General features: G+C 57.9%; 19 protein-coding genes. 12 read left to right on the top strand and 7 right to left on the bottom strand.

Annotated elements, in window-relative coordinates:
- Positions 1-63 precede the first annotated feature (63 nt).
- From hisD to HZ995_RS04855, 3 genes are read left to right on the top strand one after another with little or no spacing between them, the layout of a single operon-like run.
- The gene (gene hisD / locus HZ995_RS04845; protein ID WP_209357543.1) at positions 64-1,371 is read left to right on the top strand and encodes a histidinol dehydrogenase; all 1,308 of its coding nucleotides are present in this window, start codon (positions 64-66) and stop codon (positions 1,369-1,371) included.
- Position 1,372: 1 nt separating this feature from the next.
- Positions 1,373-2,134 (top strand): SDR family NAD(P)-dependent oxidoreductase, encoded by a 762-nt coding sequence (locus HZ995_RS04850; protein ID WP_209357544.1) that lies wholly within the window; start codon positions 1,373-1,375, stop codon positions 2,132-2,134.
- A complete protein-coding gene (locus tag HZ995_RS04855) occupies positions 2,131-3,120 on the top strand; it encodes a zinc-dependent alcohol dehydrogenase (protein WP_209357545.1) in 990 nt (329 codons plus the stop codon). Before HZ995_RS04850 ends, HZ995_RS04855 begins: the two co-directional genes overlap by 4 nt.
- Position 3,121: 1 nt before the next feature.
- Here the strand turns inward: HZ995_RS04855 and HZ995_RS04860 are convergent, their stop codons facing one another.
- Positions 3,122-3,823: a GntR family transcriptional regulator gene (locus HZ995_RS04860; RefSeq protein ID WP_209357546.1), complete on the bottom strand. Its 702-nt coding sequence runs from the start codon at positions 3,821-3,823 to the stop codon at positions 3,122-3,124.
- Between the two features lie 124 nt (positions 3,824-3,947).
- Between HZ995_RS04860 and HZ995_RS04865 the strand changes: the two genes are divergently transcribed.
- From HZ995_RS04865 to HZ995_RS04875, 3 genes are read left to right on the top strand one after another with little or no spacing between them, the layout of a single operon-like run.
- Positions 3,948-4,238, top strand: a complete 291-nt coding sequence (locus HZ995_RS04865) for a UxaA family hydrolase (protein ID WP_209357547.1) — start codon at positions 3,948-3,950, stop codon at positions 4,236-4,238.
- Between the two features lie 11 nt (positions 4,239-4,249).
- On the top strand, positions 4,250-5,431 hold the full coding sequence (locus tag HZ995_RS04870; protein WP_209357548.1) for a UxaA family hydrolase: 1,182 nt from the start codon (positions 4,250-4,252) through the stop codon (positions 5,429-5,431).
- A 51-nt stretch (positions 5,432-5,482) separates the two neighbouring features.
- On the top strand, positions 5,483-6,484 hold the full coding sequence (locus tag HZ995_RS04875; RefSeq protein WP_209357549.1) for an Ldh family oxidoreductase: 1,002 nt from the start codon (positions 5,483-5,485) through the stop codon (positions 6,482-6,484).
- Here HZ995_RS04875 and HZ995_RS04880 read toward each other — a convergent pair.
- Positions 6,481-7,356 (bottom strand): LysR family transcriptional regulator, encoded by an 876-nt coding sequence (locus HZ995_RS04880; protein WP_209357550.1) that lies wholly within the window; start codon positions 7,354-7,356, stop codon positions 6,481-6,483. The genes HZ995_RS04875 and HZ995_RS04880 overlap by 4 nt on opposite strands.
- A gap of 97 nt (positions 7,357-7,453) precedes the next feature.
- On the opposite strand from HZ995_RS04880, the gene HZ995_RS04885 reads away from it, so the two are divergent.
- From HZ995_RS04885 to HZ995_RS04910, 6 genes are all read left to right on the top strand, one after another.
- Positions 7,454-8,899, top strand: coding sequence for an aldehyde dehydrogenase family protein (locus HZ995_RS04885; RefSeq protein ID WP_209357551.1), 1,446 nt, complete (start codon positions 7,454-7,456; stop codon positions 8,897-8,899).
- A complete protein-coding gene (locus tag HZ995_RS04890; RefSeq protein WP_209357552.1) occupies positions 8,899-9,873 on the top strand; it encodes a membrane dipeptidase in 975 nt (324 codons plus the stop codon). Before HZ995_RS04885 ends, HZ995_RS04890 begins: the two co-directional genes overlap by 1 nt.
- Positions 9,870-11,537 (top strand): hypothetical protein, encoded by a 1,668-nt coding sequence (locus HZ995_RS04895; RefSeq protein ID WP_209357553.1) that lies wholly within the window; start codon positions 9,870-9,872, stop codon positions 11,535-11,537. The genes HZ995_RS04890 and HZ995_RS04895 overlap by 4 nt, the downstream gene beginning before the upstream one ends.
- Positions 11,534-12,109, top strand: a complete 576-nt coding sequence (locus tag HZ995_RS04900; protein WP_209357554.1) for a DUF3726 domain-containing protein — start codon at positions 11,534-11,536, stop codon at positions 12,107-12,109. The genes HZ995_RS04895 and HZ995_RS04900 overlap by 4 nt, the downstream gene beginning before the upstream one ends.
- Positions 12,110-12,121: 12 nt before the next feature.
- Complete coding sequence (locus tag HZ995_RS04905) at positions 12,122-13,129, top strand: Ldh family oxidoreductase (protein ID WP_209357555.1); 1,008 nt, start codon at positions 12,122-12,124, stop codon at positions 13,127-13,129.
- Positions 13,130-13,305: 176 nt separating this feature from the next.
- The gene (locus tag HZ995_RS04910) at positions 13,306-14,901 is read left to right on the top strand and encodes a tetratricopeptide repeat-containing sulfotransferase family protein (protein ID WP_209357556.1); all 1,596 of its coding nucleotides are present in this window, start codon (positions 13,306-13,308) and stop codon (positions 14,899-14,901) included.
- A gap of 48 nt (positions 14,902-14,949) precedes the next feature.
- Here HZ995_RS04910 and HZ995_RS04915 read toward each other — a convergent pair whose 3' ends face one another.
- From HZ995_RS04915 to HZ995_RS04935, 5 genes are read right to left on the bottom strand one after another with little or no spacing between them, the layout of a single operon-like run.
- Entirely contained in the window at positions 14,950-15,930 is a 981-nt protein-coding gene (locus HZ995_RS04915) for an ABC transporter substrate-binding protein (RefSeq protein WP_209357557.1), read from the bottom strand.
- A gap of 29 nt (positions 15,931-15,959) precedes the next feature.
- Entirely contained in the window at positions 15,960-16,805 is an 846-nt protein-coding gene (locus HZ995_RS04920; protein ID WP_209357558.1) for an ABC transporter permease, read from the bottom strand.
- Positions 16,802-17,662, bottom strand: coding sequence for an ABC transporter permease (locus tag HZ995_RS04925; protein WP_209357559.1), 861 nt, complete (start codon positions 17,660-17,662; stop codon positions 16,802-16,804). Before HZ995_RS04925 ends, HZ995_RS04920 begins: the two co-directional genes overlap by 4 nt.
- A complete protein-coding gene (locus HZ995_RS04930) occupies positions 17,659-18,084 on the bottom strand; it encodes a GNAT family N-acetyltransferase (protein ID WP_209357560.1) in 426 nt (141 codons plus the stop codon). The genes HZ995_RS04925 and HZ995_RS04930 overlap by 4 nt, the downstream gene beginning before the upstream one ends.
- On the bottom strand, positions 18,084-18,860 hold the full coding sequence (locus HZ995_RS04935; protein WP_209357561.1) for an ABC transporter ATP-binding protein: 777 nt from the start codon (positions 18,858-18,860) through the stop codon (positions 18,084-18,086). The genes HZ995_RS04930 and HZ995_RS04935 overlap by 1 nt, the downstream gene beginning before the upstream one ends.
- Positions 18,861-18,897 lie beyond the last annotated feature (37 nt).

Below are 18,897 nucleotides of genomic sequence, written 5' to 3' on the forward strand. Positions count from 1 at the left end.
ATGATTTCAAACTCGCTGACGAACTGTTTGCACCAAAGCCACTAGCTGCAAATAGGATAGAACATGGCCAGAGAATACCTCAAAAAAGCAACGCTGACCGCCAAAAGCGATGCGACAGAAACCAAGAAAATCGTTCGCGAAATTCTAGACGACATTGAAGCAGGTGGTGATGAGGCTGCGCTGAAATATGCGGCGAAGTTTGACCAATATGACGGCGAGATCATCCTGTCAGAAGCGTCAATCGCTGCGGCCTCGGCCCTGGTGCCGGAAAAACTGAAACGCGATATTCAGTTCGCCCATGCAAATGTGAAACGTTTCGCCGAGGCTCAACTCGGCACCGTAAACGACTTCGAAGTCGAAGTCGTTCCGGGCCTTGTCGCAGGTCAAAAGGCGATCCCTGTCACGGCGGCGGGGTGCTACGTGCCCGGTGGCCGCTATAGCCACATCGCCAGCGCAATCATGACCGTGACGACCGCAAAGGTCGCAGGGTGCAAGAACATCGTGGCCTGCTCTCCTCCGCGGCCCGATGTGGGCATCAACCCCGCGATCATTTATGCCGCCCATGTTTGCGGCGCAGACAAAATCCTCGCTATGGGAGGCGTGCAGGGCGTCGCGGCCATGACATTCGGCCTCTTTGGATTGCCAAAGGCCAATATCCTCGTCGGCCCCGGCAACCAATTCGTGGCAGAAGCCAAGCGGATGCTCTTTGGTCGTGTCGGCATCGACATGATCGCGGGCCCGACCGACAGCCTGATCCTTGCTGACAGCAAAGCCGATCCCGCGGTTGTTGCCGCAGACCTCGTGGGGCAAGCCGAGCATGGCTATAACTCTCCGGTTTGGTTGGTCACGGACAGCCGCGCCTTGGCCGAAGAGGTCATGACGCTGGTGCCCGAACTGATCGACGACCTCCCAGAAGTGAACCGCGATAACGCCACCGCCGCGTGGCGCGATTATGCCGAAGTCATTGTCTGCGCGGATCGCGAAGAAATGGCAGCAACCTCGGATGACTACGCGCCTGAACACCTGACCGTGCAGGCCGAGGATCTGGATTGGTGGCTTGACCGGCTCAGCTGCTATGGCTCACTCTTCCTTGGTGAAGAAACCACAGTTGCGTTCGGCGACAAGGCCTCGGGCACGAACCACGTCCTGCCAACGTCTGGCGCAGCCAGCTATACGGGAGGGCTCAGCGTTCACAAGTACATGAAGATCGTCACATGGCAACGCGCCACCAAAGAAGGTGCGCGTCCGGTGGCCGAGGCAACGGCACGTATTGCCCGCCTTGAGGGGATGGAAGGTCATGCCCGCACCGCGGACATTCGCCTGAAGAAATACTTCCCTGACGAAGTCTTCGACCTGACCGCTGAAGTATAAAATGAAAGCAGACGACAGTATATTTTCGGTGCGCGGGCGTGTGGCCTGTGTCACTGGGGCGAGTTCCGGTTTGGGTCAGCGCGCAGCGACCGTGTTGGCGGGGGCCGGAGCAAAAGTGGTCGGTGTTGCACGTCGCGCTGAGGCGTTGGAACAATGGTGCTGGGAAACCCAGGGCGATTGCGCCTCTGTGGCGGGCGATGTCGCAGATCGAGACGGTCTGGATGATCTCGTGGGTCAGATTTCCGCCCCCTTTGGAGCGCCTGACATCGTGATCCACGCAGCGGGTTTGAACACACGTCAGCCCGCGGATGAAGTAACAGCCGAAGGCTGGGATGCCACCATCGCCATCAATCTGTCGGCGCCGTTCTTCCTTAGTCAGAAATTGGTTCCAGCCATGCGCGAAAAGGGCTGGGGCCGTATTGTCAACTTTGCGTCTCTCCAGTCCTTCCGCGCGTTTCCCGGTGGAATCGCATACGGCGCGACCAAGGGGGGTGTCGCGCAGTTGACCCGGGCAATGGCAGAGGCCTGGTCCAAAGTGGGTGTGACCGCCAATGCCATTGCTCCGGGCTTTTTCCATACAGAGCTGACGGCGGCGGTCTTTGACGACCCCGAGCGTGCGGCCCGCAACGCCGCTCAGACCTGCATCGGCCGCAACGGAGAGGACGCAGACCTTGACGGGCCGCTGTTATTTTTGTGCTCTGACGCGTCCCGTTATGTGACGGGGCAAGTGATGATGCTGGATGGGGGGTTCACAGCGAAATGAAGGCTCTTGTTTACACAGGTCCTGAACAACTGGAGTTTCAGGATTTCGCAGACCCTACGCCTGCGGATGGTGAAGTCATTGTCAACGTTGAAAGCGTTGGCATTTGCGGATCCGACATGCATGCGTTTCTGGGTCATGATGAACGTCGCCCGGCGCCTCTGATCTTGGGGCATGAAGTGGCGGGCAACATGATGAAATGGGGCACGCATGAAACCCGCGTCACGGTGAACCCGCTTGTGTCCTGCGGCGAATGTCGTGCCTGCAAGGCTGGGCAAGACAACCTCTGCCCCAATCGTCAGATCATCTCGATGCCGCCGCGCGAAGGTGGTTTTGCTGAGCAGATCACCATGCCGACTGGCAATCTGGTGGAAGTCCCAGATCATGTCAGCGCGGATCAAGCCGCCTTGGCAGAACCGATTGCCTGTGGCTGGCATGCTGCCCGTATCGCGCGGAGTCATCCGGCAGGCGCTGGAATGGACGTGCAAGCCTTGGTCATTGGCGGAGGTGCCATCGGCCTTGGCGCGGCGCTAAGCCTGAAAGCCCAAGGCGTGTCAGACGTGGTCATGATCGAACCCAACGATTTGCGGCGTCGGTATTTGATTGATCACTGCGGACAAACGGTCATTACCGAAGACGACCTCTTTGAGGAGCATCAGTTTGACGTGGTCGTAGACGGCGTCGGCTATGCGCCGACCCGCGCATTGGCTTCGGCCAAAGTGAGGCCTGGTGGCGTGATCGTCCACATTGGCCTAGGCAGCGCCGAAGGTGGCCTTGATATCCGTCGCGCGACCTTGCAGGAGATCACCTTTGTCGGGACCTATACCTACACGGCGCAGGACTTCCGGGATTGTGCGCAAGCCATGTTTGACGGCAAACTCGGCGCGTTGGATTGGGTGGAAACGCGGCCCCTATCAGAGGGCGCGCAGGCCTTTGCGGACATTCGCGCGGGCACCGTTGCGGCCCCAAAGATCATCCTGAAACCTTAGGCTATTTCAGGTCCACAAAATAGGACGTCGCACCGGTCAGATACCGGCTGGTGCGCAGTTCTACCACGCGGTCTTGCAGGTCCTGCGCTTGTCTGCGCGCAACGATCACAGGAGTGCCTTTGGGTTGATCCAACGCCTCTGCCAAATCATCCGACAAAACCTCGGCCACCAGATGCTCCTGCGCTGAAATGATGATGCAGGAATAGGCGTGCTGAAACAGAACGTAGAGCGCGTTTGGCAGGTCTCCGCGATCCTTAAGACCGGGAAAAAGATTGGCCGGAACGACACTGCGTTCATGGCACAAAGGCGTGCCTTTGAATGACCTTACACGGTTGATTTCATAGACTTTATCGGGCGCACCAAAGAGCGCAGTCTTCTCGTCTTTTAGTGCATTGCGAAGAACGATGGACTCTTGCTTCAACTCCGGCGCAACCTGCTGGCCGTCCTGATCCCGCAGCCGGAAAAAATGGAACAGAGAATTCTCCGGTGTCCGTAGCGTGACGAAGGTGCCCTTGCCCTGACGGCGTTGCACAATGCCCTTCTGTTCAAGCTCGATAAAGGCCTTTCGCGCGGTGCCCTGACTGACCTCTAGTTCACCTGCCAGATCAAACTCGCTGGGCAACATAGAGCCGGGCACATAGATGCCCTCTACGATACGCTGCACGACCGTATTGAAGACCTTCATATAAAGCGGTTCTGACACCCTGCCCTCCGTTTTCGGTCTGCTACCACACCCAAGCCAAGCCTCGCAATAATATAGATTGACTCTTATATAAGAGTAAATATACATTTTGCCCAAGCTGTTTTAGTAAGAATCGGAGTACCCCATGGCTGAAATCCCGCATCTTTTGGTTCACGAGCACGACGACAACGTCGGCGTTGTCGTGGTCGAAGGTCTGACCGCCGGCACTGACATGCTGGTCTGTGTGACCCACGACAATTCCACCTTCCGCCTCACCTCGGGTATGGATGTGCCCATCGGGCACAAGATCGCTCTGAAGGATTTCAAAGAAGGCGACACCGCGATCAAATACGGCGAAGACATCGGCAAAATCATCGCCGACATCGCCAAGGGCGATCACGTCCACACCCACAACTGCAAAACCAAACGCTGGTAAGGAGAGACGTCATGGCTTCTAAATATTCCAACCTGACCGTCAAAGGCTACCGTCGTGAAAACGGCCGTGTGGGTGTGCGCAACCACGTGGTGATCCTGCCGGTCGACGACATCTCTAACGCTGCCTGTGAAGCGGTTGCGAACAACGTCAAAGGCACTATGGCCCTGCCCCACGCCTATGGTCGTCTGCAGTTCGGCGAAGACCTCGAATTGCATTTCCGCACCATGATCGGCACCGGCGCGAACCCAAATGTGGCCGCTGTTGTGGTCATCGGGATCGAGCCTGGCTGGACCAAGCGTATCGCGGACGGCATCCGCGCGACCGGCAAGCCTGTTTCGGAGTTTTCCATCGAACAAAAGGGCGACTTTGAAACCATCCGCGCCGCGAGCTGGGCCGCGAAGGAATACGTCCACTGGGCAACCGAGCTGCAACGCGAGGAATGCTCGATCAGCGAGCTGTGGGTCTCGACCAAATGCGGTGAGAGCGACACGACCACGGGTCTCGGTTCCTGCCCGACTGTTGGCAACATGTATGACAAGCTGCTGCCAGAAGGCATCTACGGTTTCTTCGGCGAGACCTCTGAGATCACCGGTGCCGAGCACATCTGTCAGAAACGCGCGATCAACGAAGAGGTTGGTGAGCGTTGGTACAAGATGTGGAAAGCCTACCAGGACGACGTGATTTTCGCACACCAGACTGATGACCTTTCTGACAGTCAGCCGACCAAAGGCAACATCGAAGGTGGCCTAACCACCATCGAGGAAAAGGCCCTCGGCAACCTCGAGAAGATCGGCCGGACATCGCAATACATCGACATTCTGGAGCCTGCGGAAATGCCGGCGTCGGGCAATGGCCTCTACTTCATGGACAGCTCATCCGCGGCGGCGGAATGTGTGACCCTGATGGCGGCGGGTGGCGCTGTGATCCACACCTTCCCGACCGGGCAAGGTAACGTGGTCGGCAACCCAATTGTGCCAGTGATCAAGATCACCGCGAACCCGCGCACCGTCCGCACCATGGGCGAGCACGTCGATGTGGATGTCTCGGGCATCCTGCGCCGCGAAATGACCATCGATGAGGCGGGTGATGAGCTCATCGACATGATCTGCCGCACCGCGAATGGCCGCAACACAGCAGCCGAGGCTCTGGGGCACCGCGAGTTCTCGATGACCAAGCTGTATCGCTCGGCATAAACCCTTTCGGCGGCCCTTGCCAAAAGCGCCGCCGATCTGCCTAATCCCGCAATGAGTGACGTTGAAACCATCAGCCTTTCTGAGGCCAGATCCTTGATGACCCGCGCCTTTCGCGCTGCGGGCGCACCAGAGGCCACAGCCGCGTCAGTCGCCGCAGCGCTCGTGCAGGCCGAGGCCGAAGGGCAAGTCGGCCATGGGTTTTCCCGGCTTTCGGACTACGTGGCGCAGGCCAAGAGCGGCAAGGTAGATGCCGACGCCGTACCGCAGCTTTCGAAACCGTCCGCCACGGCCATTCACGTCGATGCCGGAAACGGCTTTGCCTATCCAGCTCTCGATCTGGCGTCCGCGACCTTGATCGAGACGGCTCAAACCCACGGATGCGCCTTTGCGACCATTTCAAACTCTCACCATTGCGGCGCACTTTCGGTTCAGGTCGACCGGCTCGCACAGGCCGGACTGGTTGGCATCATGATGGCCAACACGCCCAAAGCCATAGCCCCCTGGGGAGCAAAAGACGCCATGTTTGGCACGAATCCAATTGCGTTTGCTGTCCCGCGCGCGGATGAGCCGCCGATGGTGATCGACTTGTCCCTATCCGTCGTTGCCCGTGGCAAAGTCATGCATGCCAAGAAGTCGGGCAACGCGATCCCCGCAGGCTGGGCCTTTGATGCGGAAGGCAATCCCACGACCGATCCGGAAGCTGCGCTCGCAGGGACAATGGCCCCAATCGGTGGCGCAAAAGGCACCGCTTTGGCGCTGATGGTGGAAATCCTCGCAGCCTCGATGACCGGCGCCAATCGCAGCACCGAGATGTCGTCCTTCTTTACCGCCGATGGCCCGCCGACGGGCGCAGGGCAATTCCTTATGGCGCTAAAACCACATGACGCAGAGGGGTTTTCGGCAAGGTTAGAGCCGCTTTTGGCCGACATCGCCGGACTTGAAGGCGCGCGCCTTCCCGGCACGCGGCGCATCGTGTCTTTGGAAAACGCGCAGGAAAACGGGTTGAGTGTTCCTAAGGCCTACTTGGACCAAGCACGCGAATTGGAGGGTTAGGCTTCAACCCACATTTTTGAGATCTCTGAATGCGCCGTCTCTACAATGTCTGGGAAGGCCACGTCTGATCGCCGCAGCAGAAACACCTTGCGGCGCTCCGTCAGCTCTTCGATGTCGCGAAAAACCAGACCGTCGCCGCCCAAAGGCACCACCGAAGGTGGCAGAACTGACACCCAATCCCCTTCACGCAGCATCGCCAGCAGAGACTGTAGGTTTCGGACAGTCAGGCCCACGTTGCTCAATTGTGAGCGAAACTTGGACAGCTGAATCTGGTCGCAAAGCTCGTTTCGAATGAACTCGGCGTCAAACACGTCGGCCAGCGTGAGCGGACCCTGTTTCAGCGCCATAGGATGCGTTGCGGACATAACGAGGCCAAAGGCATCGCTGAACAGCTCGACCGCCGTCACGCCTTTGATCGGCTGTGTTGCCGAGGCGATTCCGAGGTCCGCCCATCCGCTGCTCAGCGCGTCTATGACCTGCGGAGTGTCAGTGTCGCGTAGCTCCAGTTTAATGCCCGGATACGCGCGCGAAAGCGCCCGCACTAGTTTGGGAAATACCAGAGCTGCCAAAGACGGCACGGCGGCCACTTTCAAAACCCCTTGCGGCGCCTGCGCCAAAAGGTCGATTGACTGAACTGTCGTGTCAAAACTGCGCACCTGAGACTGGCTGAGATGCAAGACCTGCTGGCCGAGAAGGGTCAGGCGATTTTTGCGGTCGCTTTCAAACAAGGGGCGCCCAAGATGGGCCTCAAGCCCTTTAAGGGTCATGGACACCGCAGATTGAGTCCGCCCGAGTTGTACTGCGGCATCCGATAGGTTTCCCGCCTCGGCCACCGCACAAAAGGCACGCAGCATCTCTAGTTTGATCGTCACTTCAGATTTCCTGAAATTTACTTCAACTGTTTGAATTTGACTGATGCAATGGAGAAAGTCCACTCTGGCCCAAACTTCCAAGAGATCGAGAGCGCACGTGACTCACAAAAACCTCATCGCCGGTGACTGGCTGGATGGCGAAACAAGCATCGAAAACCGCAATCCTTCGGATGTGACGGACCTCATTGGCCACTATGCGCAGGCCTCATCGGATCAACTCGAGGCAACGCTCGATCAAGCGCGTCAAGCCCAGCGCGAATGGGCGGCCTATGGGTTGGAACGCAAACAGGCTGTTCTGAACGCAATCGGCAATGAAATGATGGCGCGGGCCGAGGAACTTGGCCACCTGCTCAGCCGCGAAGAAGGCAAGCCGCTGGCTGAAGGCAAGGGCGAGGTTTACCGCGCGGGTCAGTTCTTTACCTATTATGCGGCCGAATGTCTGCGCCAGATCGGTGAGAACGCGGATTCTGTACGCGACGGGATCGAGATCGACGTGCGGCGCGAGCCCGTCGGCACGGTCGCCATCATCAGCCCTTGGAATTTCCCGACGGCCACCGCCTCGTGGAAAATCGCTCCGGCGCTCTGCTACGGCAATGCCGTGGTCTGGAAGCCGGCCAATGTGACACCTGCCTCCGCAGTCGCACTCACGGAGATCATCGCAAAACAGGACATCCCGAAGGGCCTGTTTAGCCTTGTGATGGGGGCGGGTGGCACGATTGGTCAAGCTTTGGTGGAAAGCTCCAAGGTCGATGCGATTTCTTTCACTGGGTCTGTGCCAGTGGGCAAAGGGATCGCTGCTGCGGCCATCCAGAACCTGACCAAAGTGCAGATGGAGATGGGGTCTAAGAACGCTCTGGCCGTCATGGATGACGCTGATCTGGATCTGGCGGTCTCGCTTGCTTTGGGTGGGGCATTTGGTGGCACGGGGCAGAAATGCACGGCCTCGTCGCGGCTGGTGGTGCATGCGGGCGTGCATGATGCCTTTGTAGAGAAACTGATCACTGGCGCGCAGGCAATGAAGGTCGGACACGCGCTGGAAGACGGCACTCAGATCGGTCCGGTGGTCAGCCAACAGCAGCTTGATGAAAACCTTGCCTATGTAGAGCTTGGGAAATCGGAGGGCGCTGAATTGGCCTGTGGCGGGGCACGCCTGACGATGCCGCATGACGGGTTTTATATGTCTCCGGGCGTATTTCTGGGCACGAATAACCAGATGCGGATCAACCGCGAAGAAATGTTCGCGCCGCTCACCTCTGTGATCAAAGTCGACAGCTATGACGAAGCTCTGGCGGTTGTGAATGACACCAACTTTGGTCTGACCTCCGGCATCGTCACCCAAAGCCTCGCCCGCGCCACGCATTTCCGCCGCAACGCGCGCACAGGGGTTGTGACGGTGAACCTGCCCACCGCAGGCACCGACTACCACGTGCCATTTGGCGGACGTGGAGACAGCTCTTATGGCCCGCGCGAACAGGGCAAGGCAGCGGCTGAGTTCTATACGACGGTCAAGACGGCCTATATCTCGGCCGGGGATCCGAGCTGATGCTCATCGACGGCCTCCAGTATGCCAATTGGTCGGAAAAGATCTTTCGCCAGATGCGTGAAGGGGGTGTTGATGCGGTGCATGTCACCATCGCGTATCATGAGACATTCCGCGAGACGGTTCTGAACTTTGAGAGTTGGAACCGCTGGTTTGAGCAATACCCGGATCTGATTATGAAGGGCCAATGGGCCAGCGACATCGACCGCGCGCGAGAAACGGGTCGCACCGCGGTGTTTTTCGGCTTTCAGAACCCCTCCCCGATTGAGGACGACATTTGCCTTGTCGAAATCCTCCACACGCTCGGCGCGCGGTTCATGCAGTTGACCTATAACAACCAGTCGCTGCTTGCGACCGGTTGTTACGAAACTGAGGACACCGGCATCACGCGCATGGGCAAGCAGGTCATCAAGGAAATGAACCGCGTCGGACTTGTCATCGACATGAGCCATTCGGCAGACCGATCCACGATTGAGGCTGCCGAGATCTCGGAACGCCCCATTGCCATCACCCATGGCAACCCCCACGCGTGGCACCCTGCCCTGCGCAACAAACGCGACGACGTGATCCGCGCGGTCACCGAGAATGGCGGTATGATTGGCTTTTCCGTCTATCCGCACCATCTCAAGGGGAAGACAGATTGCACTCTTGAGGACTTCTGCGAGATGATTGCGCGTACGGCCGACAGGTTCGGCGTAGAGCATTTGGGGATTGGCACCGACCTATGTCAGGATCAACCGGATTCGGTTGTAGAATGGATGCGCGTGGGACGCTGGAGCAAGGATATCGACTATGGCGAAGGCTCGGCCGCAGCGCCGGGTTTTCCGAAAATGCCGAGCTGGTTCAAGGACAACCGCGACTTTGGCAATATCGCCCAAGGCTTGCGCGCGACTGGCATGAACTCTGACGAAGTGGCAGGGATCATGGGTGGCAACTGGTACCGTTTCTTTGCTGAAAACTTCGGACCTCAGGGATGATCGAACGCCGCCCCGCCCGTCAGGTCATGCGCCTCAAACGGCTGGGGTCTTTGCATCAATGCCGGCTGAGCTTCATGCGCCAGCTCACCCGCCGTATGGCGTCAGAAAACTGGACGTTTGAGCGTAAGGTCTTCGATATTGATGCGGCGGGCGTGGGTCATGCGGTCTATACCACGACGGGGCCTCACAGGTCATACTCATTGGTCGCCTTCGCACATGACCTGCCAGACGACATGCGCAGCGACAGAGTCATCGCGACCGCCTGGGATACGACCTTTGCTCTGTTTGATGGCACCCCTACTGCGGGCGACGTCGCGCGTTTGTCAAAGAACGTGCCCTTCCAGGAAGCCGGGCGGATCTCGGAGAGCGAGCTGACGCTTTCGCGCGCCAATCGGTCGATGCGGCTTTGGTCCCATGTGGTCTCGACTTTGGCGGACGGGCAACAGCCCGATCTCGCACAGATCGAAGCGGTTGGATATCTAATGCGCACGACGGCGGTCTATGGGTCAGGAAAATTCGGCGCTGCAGATCGCGCGACATATGCAGAGAGGTCAGAGTTCCAGAGCCCGTTCCAAGCTGAACTTCTAACGGTTTATCTGATCCGCTGGTTTGTCCGTGATCTGATCGAGCATATGGCACGCATTCAGGGCGGTGCATCTGCGGTGCCTCTGGCCCCAGCCATCGCCCGACAACTTGGAATTGGAAACTCGACTGGCCTTGGCATGGCGCCTTTCCTGATCAATCACCCAGTGCTCTTCAACAACTGGATCATGGCGCGCGAAGAAGCGATTGCCCGCGTACGGCGTATCCCCGAGGCTTCGCCGCTGGAGGTGTCGACTTTTGAATCGCTCTTTGCGCGTACCAATGTTTCAGTGGCGCGCTGGCGGTCGGAGCACCCGATACAGGTTGAGAAACTGGCCGACTTGCGGCGGGACTTAGGGGAACTAGAAGCAAAGCTGGCTGATGGTGTTCTGAACCAGAAAGATCCATGGAACTCACTCTACCGATGGAGCGAAGAGAACCTGAGCGAGGAGGGACAGGAGCTCGTCGCCTCGCTCATGCTGGAGGCCTATCCAGAGCTAACGGACGGTTTGGCAAGCTGCATGACCGATGCCCGCGAAGATGCCTTGGCTCTGGATGGCAGCGCGACGGTGGCACAAACCCGTGGACAGCTCGAAACCGCCTTCGGCTGGGCAAAGGAGGTCGACTGGCAAGAGCAAGCGCATTGCGCACGAGCTTGGTATGTCTCGGAAGAAAAGCTGGAACCGCGTCTGGGCGAGCGTTTTCAAGAACCTATTGCGGACTATGAGCAACCGCTTGCTCCGGCGCGCGACGCCGTTGCTGCACTGAAGGATTTGGAAAACTGGACCCCTGACGCTCCGATTGCAGAGTTTCTCGAGACGCATCCAGAGCATCGCCACACAGTCCGTCGCGCTCAAGTCGTGGAGTTCGCGCCCTACAGCGAGATACAGGACAATACGATTTCGTCCGAGGTGATGCCCATCGATATGCTGCGCGCCAAACTGTCATTTTTTGGGGCCACGCATTTTGATCCCAGGTCCGACCGATGGGTGCGCATCTGCATGTATGCCGGCGCGCCCTATCCGGAGGAGTTGACATCTGAGACCTCAGACTTGTGGGTTTATCCTGAGGCCACGCCATGAGCTTTTCGCTGAATGAGGTCGAGGCTCAGGCCAAAAAGGCGACACGTGGCGCTGGGTATTCCTGGGGCATGGCTGAAGAGGCGGGAAGAGCCACAGCATGGCTCTGTGCACAGGGGCGAGATGGGGTTGCTGTCCTCGCGGCTGTTTTGGACGCGGCTTCGGACGCTGACCATTGTCCGCTAGCGCAAGGCACGCGGCTTTGCGATCGCGCGAAGATCGCGCCATCACAAAACCGCGTGCTGCACCGCGTTTTCCAGCCGTTTCTTTTGTTGCCTTTTGTTGGATTTGCGTCGCGGCAAATCGGGCAACCACTTTCCATCACTTGGGAGGGTGGCAGTGCAGTCACCGACGGAGCCGCGCTGTGCATCTTGGGTCGGGATCCAGATGCGCAGGCTCATCTGGCAATCGCGATCCACGCAGGTACTTTCACCGCCGGCACCAAATTCACCCGCGCCACACCCGACAGCAGCGCTTGGGACATGCTCTCGCACTTCGCGCATCGCACCTATGCCCCCGCTACCGAGGAAAGCCGTCGCCTCGGCGCTGGCGACTCTCAATCAAACGCCCTTTAGACCGAGGTTCTTATGATCGAAACCAAAACACTCTCACTGTCTGAAATCGAAGACATCTCGTTTCGCGCCCTCACGGCGGTTGGCACATCTGACAGCAACGCAAGGCCACTGGCCGTGGCGACCGCGGCCACCGAAGCGGACGGCGTTGCAAGCCACGGGCTCGCCTATATCCCGATCTATTGCGAGCACGTCACCTGCGGCAAGGTGGACTGCCAGGCGACACCTATCGTCTCCACGCCGCGTCCCGGAGTCGTGACCGTAGATGCGGCAACGGGCTTTGCTCATGCGGCCATTGATGCAGGCTTTGACGCCTTAATCCCCATGGCAAAATCACAAGGCATTGCGGCTTTGGCCATCCACAACAGCTACAATTGCGGCGTGCTTGGCTATCACACGCATCGGCTCGCGAAAGCTGGCCTTTTGGGGCTTGGGTTCACGAATGCCCCTGCATCGATTGCACCTTCTGGTGGAGCAACACCCGTTGTAGGAACCAACCCTTTTTCTATCGCCGCGCCCGGCGCTGATGGGCCTGCGGTTCTGATCGACCAAAGCGCAAGCACAATCGCCAAATCCGAAGTCATGAAACACGCCCGTGAAGGCAAACCAATTCCGGTAGGCTGGGCCTTGGACGCAGATGGCAACCCGACCACTGATCCAAACGTTGGCCTAAAGGGTTCTATGGCGCCATCGGGTGGCTACAAAGGTGTCGGCGTCGCGCTTTTGACTGAGATCATGGCGGCGGCCATGACCGGCGCGACCTTGGGCATCGATGCCTCGCCGTTTTCAGGCACAGCAGGTGGGCCGCCCAAGACCGGCCAGTTCTTCATGGCGATAGATCCTGGTGCCACGTCGGCAGGCGCATTTGCCCAGCGCATGGAGGCTTTGGTCGGTGCTGTAAAGACGCAAGACGGTGCGCATTTGCCCGGCGACGGACGTGGTGCCGCACGCAAACGTGCCGCGACAGAAGGCGTCGCTGTCAATGTTGCGACCCTTGAAAAAATCGAGGCGATCATAGGTTAGTCGCCGATCAAACCGTACGGTGCTACTTGCAATCTTGGGTGTGCTTCTGAGCGCGCCCCAGACTTCAATTCGAGGCTGCAATCCCCAAAACCCGATTGACCTCCGGATTGCTGAAACGATTGGGACGTGTCAAACATGCGGGCAATCCATCGGATTTTCTGACGCAGCGGGACAACATGGCCACACTCCTTTCTACAGAAAAAGCCTTGCAATATGCGCGGAGTGCGGAAAGCCAAAAGGACTGGCAAACTGCATTTGATCTCTACAAAGGTGTGCTGTCTCAATTCCCAAAGAACCGTCGTGCGCAAGCTGGGTTAAAAGGTCTGAAATCCAAAGCCGTTAAGAGCCTGTTACAACACGCGAAAGATGCGCAGGCAAAACAAAACTGGTCGAAGTCACAAGCGCATTTGGCCCTGGCTTTTCGGATGGCACCCGAGGTGCCGGAAATCGGAACCGCTCTTGCGCAGCTTCATTTGCAAAATGGTGCGCCATCTGAAGCCCTAGAAACAGTTGAAACGTTGCTTTCAAACCGACCCGACCACGATGAGGCATTGCTGATTAGCGGCATCGCTTTGCGCGATCTTGGCCGGTTTCAAGAGGCGAAGCGTGTCTTTGAAGACATGACCGAGACAGCCGACTCTTTGACCAATCTTGCGATCTTGGCCCGCGCGAAGGGAGATCAGGACACGGAGTATGACCTGACCCAAAAAGCCGTGAAACTCGCGCCCCAGTCGCCTACCGTCCACTGGAATTTCGCCAACGCTCAAACATACGAGGCGGGCAACCTTCACGTGTCTCAGATGCTAGAGCTTGTTGACGCCTACGCGCCAAATGACACGAATGCAGCCCCTCTTCGCATGGCCCTTTTTAAGGCGTTTGATGATCTAGGGGACAGTGCTGTCGCCTTTTCGCACCTGAAAGACGCCAAACGTTTGGCGCAGAGCGCAACGCCATACGATTTCAAAAAAGATGCTCTGCGCTATGCCTTAAGCAAAAACATTTTTGCGAACATCCAATTACCGGCTCCGACAGACGCACCTAAGGGCCCGATATTTGTGACTGGGCTGCCTCGCAGCGGTACGACGTTGGTAGAGCGGATCGTGTCGCAGGATCCAAGAACCACGGCCTGCGGGGAGCTGTCGGTGGTAGAACGCGCAGCAAGTGGACTTTTGCAACGCTTCATAGATCGAGAGATCAGTGCGATTACGCCTCAGATCTTGCAGGACTTACGGTCAGAAATTCTCGAAGATATGGCGAAACACGCGCCAACGGGTCAAATCATTGTCGACAAGATGCCTTTGAATTTCAGATGGATCGGCTACATCTGTGCAGCCCTGCCAGAGGCACGCATTATTCACCTGAACCGCGATCCGATGGCCGTTGCTTGGTCTCTTTACAGGCATCTTTTCGCAGGGCTGGAGAATGGCTTCTCAAACTCGATGGAGGACATTGCTCGGTTCATGGTTCTGCATCGCGAACTGATGACATTCTGGAAAGGCGTCTGTCCTGCGCAGGTGCTCGACATCAACTACGCGGATTTAATTGCGCACCCAAAAGACACCACGCAAAGAATGGCAGAGTTCACAGGTCTGACTTGGACAGAAGACTGGCTGCACCCAGAGACGGCAAATAGCCATGCTTTGACGGCGAGTGCGGCGCAGGTGCGAAAACCCATTTATCAAGGTAGTGACGAGGGGTGGAGACGCTACGAGGCGCAACTTGCGCCTCTGAAGCAAATGCTGATTTCGGCAGGATTTCTTTCGCCTCGGTGACATAGAAAAGGGGGCCGAAGCCCCCTGATCTAACGTATTGCATTTGTCTTAGTTCAGCGCCGCATCTGTGATCGCGTGGGTCCAAGCACCTTCTGGCGCTTTGGTGATCACTGGGTCAGAGCCGCCAGCCAGCAAGGACGCGACTGTGCGCTCATAGTCTGCTGGGTCCAGAGCACCATTGCTGCCCGCAGTTAGCTTGGCGATTTCACCCATCATGCGTTTCTGGTGTTTTTCGGTCTGAGCACCGGTCGCATCATTGTCCAGAACGATCTCTGCCGCCTCATCAGGGTTCTCTTCGGCGTATTTCCAGCCCTTCATGGAGGCGCGCACAAAGCGGACCAGCTTGTCGACTTCGGCTGGGTCAGACAGCTTGTCTTCCAGCACATAGAGGCCGTCTTCCAGTGTTGCCACGCCATTGTCTTCGTATTTGAACACGACGAGTTCTTCTGGCGTCAGACCCGCATCAATCACCTGCCAATATTCATTGTAGGTCATGGTGGACACGCAAGCCGCCTGACCTTGCAGGATTGGATCGACGTTAAAGCCCTGCTTTAGAACGGTCACTCCGTCCGCGCCGCCATCGGTAGAGATGCCGAGCTGGCTCATCCAGCTGAGGAACGGAAATTCGTTGCCGAAGAACCAAACACCAAGGGTTTTGCCCGGGAAGTCGGCGGTCGTGGACACGCCCTGATCCTTTCGGCAGGTCAGCATCATGCCAGAAGATTTGAACGGCTGCGCGATATTGACCATCGGCAGACCTTTTTCGCGCGCGGCCAGAGCTGCCGGCATCCATTCAACGGTGACATCTGCGCCACCGCCTGCCAGAACCTGTGTTGGCGCGATGTCAGGGCCACCGGCGTTGATCGTGACGTTCAGGTCTTCTTCGTCATAAAAGCCTTTGTCCAAGGCCACATAATAGCCCGCGAACTGGGCCTGCGTGACCCATTTCAATTGCAATGTAAAATCGTCAGCCGCCTGCGCTGTGGACGCAAGTGCCGCGAGGGCGAAAGCTGTGAGAGTCTTTTTCATCGTAGTCTCCTTGTTGGATTTACTGGGTGCTATTGTTTTTTTCTTTGGGACGGGTGCCAGAAGGTCACGGCCTTCTCGACAAGGGCAACCCCTCCATAAAATGCCGAGCCCGCGAGAGCGGCGACGACAATCTCTGCCCACACAAGGTCAAGGGCGAGCTGCCCGACGCTGGTGGAAATTCTAAATCCCATGCCTTTGATGGGAGAGCCGAAGAACTCGGCCACGATTGCCCCGATCAGCGCCAGGGTGGTGCCGATTTTGAGGCCGTTGAAAATAAATGGCATAGCCATCGGCAGGCGCAGTTTCAGCAATGTGGTGAGGTGGCCCGCCGCATAGGTACGCATCAAGTCGCGTTGCATAGCCGAACTTTCTTGCAGACCTTGCACCGTGTTCACGAGCATCGGGAAGAATACCATGACAACGACGACGGCGGATTTGGACTGCCAGTCAAAGCCGAACCACATCACGAGGATGGGCGCGATGCCGATGATCGGCAGGGCTGCCATGAAGTTGCCGATGGGCAAAAGGCCGCGTTTCAGAAAGTCGTAGCGATCCACCAAGATCGCCAAAAGGAAGGCCGAGCCGCAGCCAATGATATATCCACTAAGTGCGCCTTTCACGACCGTTTGCACGAAGTCGACCCAGAGGATGTCGAGTGAGCTCGCAAAGGTCACGGCAATCACGCTGGGCGCGGGCAGCAGCACCGGTGAAATGTCGAACCCATGCACGAGGCACTCCCAGACAAAGAGCAGCGTTGCCCCAAAAACAGCAGGTGGCAGCAGCGCATAGATCCCTTTGTTGGGCAGACGCGACAGGCGCACGTTCAAAAGCCATCCCGCGACCCAAGCGATCACTCCGAAAAGAAGCCACATCATGCCATGCCCATCCTTTTCAAAGAGATACGTTGCAGCATTCCGATAATGCCGACCATCGAGGCCGCAAGGGCTGCGGCCATCAGAAGGGCGGACCAGATCTGAATGGTTTGACCATAGTAAGACCCGGCCAAGAGGCGCGCACCGAGGCCTGCGACGGCACCCGTGGGCAGCTCTCCGACGATGGCGCCGACAAGGCTCGCGGCCATGCCGATCTTCATCGAGGTGAAGAGATAGGGCATTGAGGACGGTAGGCGCAGTTTCCAGAATTCCTGCGTGCCGCTGGCGCTCCAGGTTTTCATTTGGTCAAGCTGCATGGCATCGGGGCTGCGAAGACCTTTGACCATGCCGACAACGATTGGGAAGAAGGACAGATACATCGAGATGATCGCCTTAGGCAGCAACCCCGAGATCCCGATGGAATTCAGAACCACAATGATCATCGGTGCGATTGCTAGGATCGGGATGGTTTGACTGGCAATAACCCAAGGCATCACCGTGCGATCCATCACACCGCTGTAGACAATGCCAACGGCCAAAGCGAAGCCCAGCGCCGTACCCAGACCAAAGCCCAGCAACGTGGCCTGCATGGTGATCCAGCTGTGGTAAATCAGCGAGCGTTTGCTGGTGATTTTCTTTTCGACGGTCGTCTTCCAGATTTCCGCCCCAACCTGATGCGGGGCGGGCAAGCGTGGCTTTTCCTGGCTCCACGTGTCTGCAATCAGTTCAGACGTTGAAAGCGTCACATCAGCCCGCTTGGCCTTGTCCAAAGCCCAGGCAGAGTTCAGCGCAACAGCCGAGCCATACCAGATAACAATCAGCGCCGCGATCATGGTGAGGACTGGGATAATTGATCTCATCGCGTCCACTCCATGCGCAATTCACGGATGGTCGAGGGGGGATCGGGATCGAATTCTTTGACCGGCTTAAAGCCCTCGCGTTTATAGAACCGTTGCGCGCCTGTGTTTGGAACATGCGTGTTCAGGCTTAGGAAATCGCGGCCCTCTTTCACTTTGTTCATCAGCCGCTTGCCGTGCCCCAGCCCCGGCGTGGCGCAGTAAAAGCCCCAGATGTGATTGGCCTCTGCCTCGCAAGACAGATAGGCCTGCACGGGATCGCCCAGAACCCACATTTCTCGATGCGGCAGGCCTTTGCCGATCATGGCCTCGATCTCTTCTGGGGGTACGTCACGATCCATCCATGGCGTCTCATCAATCCACGCGTTTATGATTGCCGCAATCGCTGGCACATCTTCCTGAGTGGGACGACGGACCTCCATCATCACACCTCATGTCCTGCACGCAGACCGTCGCGGACGCGATGCGCGATTTCGATGAATTCTTTGCTGTCGCGGATATCTAGTGGCCGCTCCTTGGGCAGAGTGCTTTCGATCACATCGGTGATCCGGCCCGGGCGCGGAGACATCACGACGATCTTGGTTGAGAGATAAACAGCCTCGGGGATCGAGTGGGTCACAAAGCCGATGGTTTTGCCGGTGCGTGCCCAGAGCGCGAGCAACTGCTCATTTAGGTGATCGCGCACGATTTCGTCCAAAGCGCCGAAGGGTTCATCCATCAACAGGATATCCGCATCGAAGCTCAGCGACCGCGCAATCGACGCCCGCTGCTGCATGCCGCCCGAGAGCTGCCACGGGAATTTCTTACCGAAGTCTTCCAGTTCGACCAGCTCGAGCACCTCTTTCACGCGACGCTCTTGCTCGGCCTTGTCCATGCCCATGATTTCCAAGGGCAGCTTGATGTTGCCGGCAATCGTGCGCCAGGGGTAAAGGCCTGCCGCCTGAAAGACATAGCCATACGCCCGCGCACGGCGCGCCTCGTCTGGGGACATCCCGTTCACAGTCAGCGACCCGCCCGTCGGAGTCTCAAGTGCCGCCACGCAGCGCAGGAATGTGGTTTTGCCACAGCCTGACGGGCCAATGAACGACACGAAGTCTCCCTTGTTGATTTCAAGATCCACGTTCTTCAGCGCGTGCACCGGGCCGTCGTTGGTCTCAAATGTCAGGTCCAGCGCCTCGGCGCGGATCACGGCATCTGTCATAGTTCCCCCTGTCGCAGATTTCGCGAGCATGTTTTCG

The organism is Cognatishimia activa, assembly GCF_017798205.1.
GTDB classification, from domain to species: Bacteria; Pseudomonadota; Alphaproteobacteria; order Rhodobacterales; family Rhodobacteraceae; genus Cognatishimia; species Cognatishimia activa_A.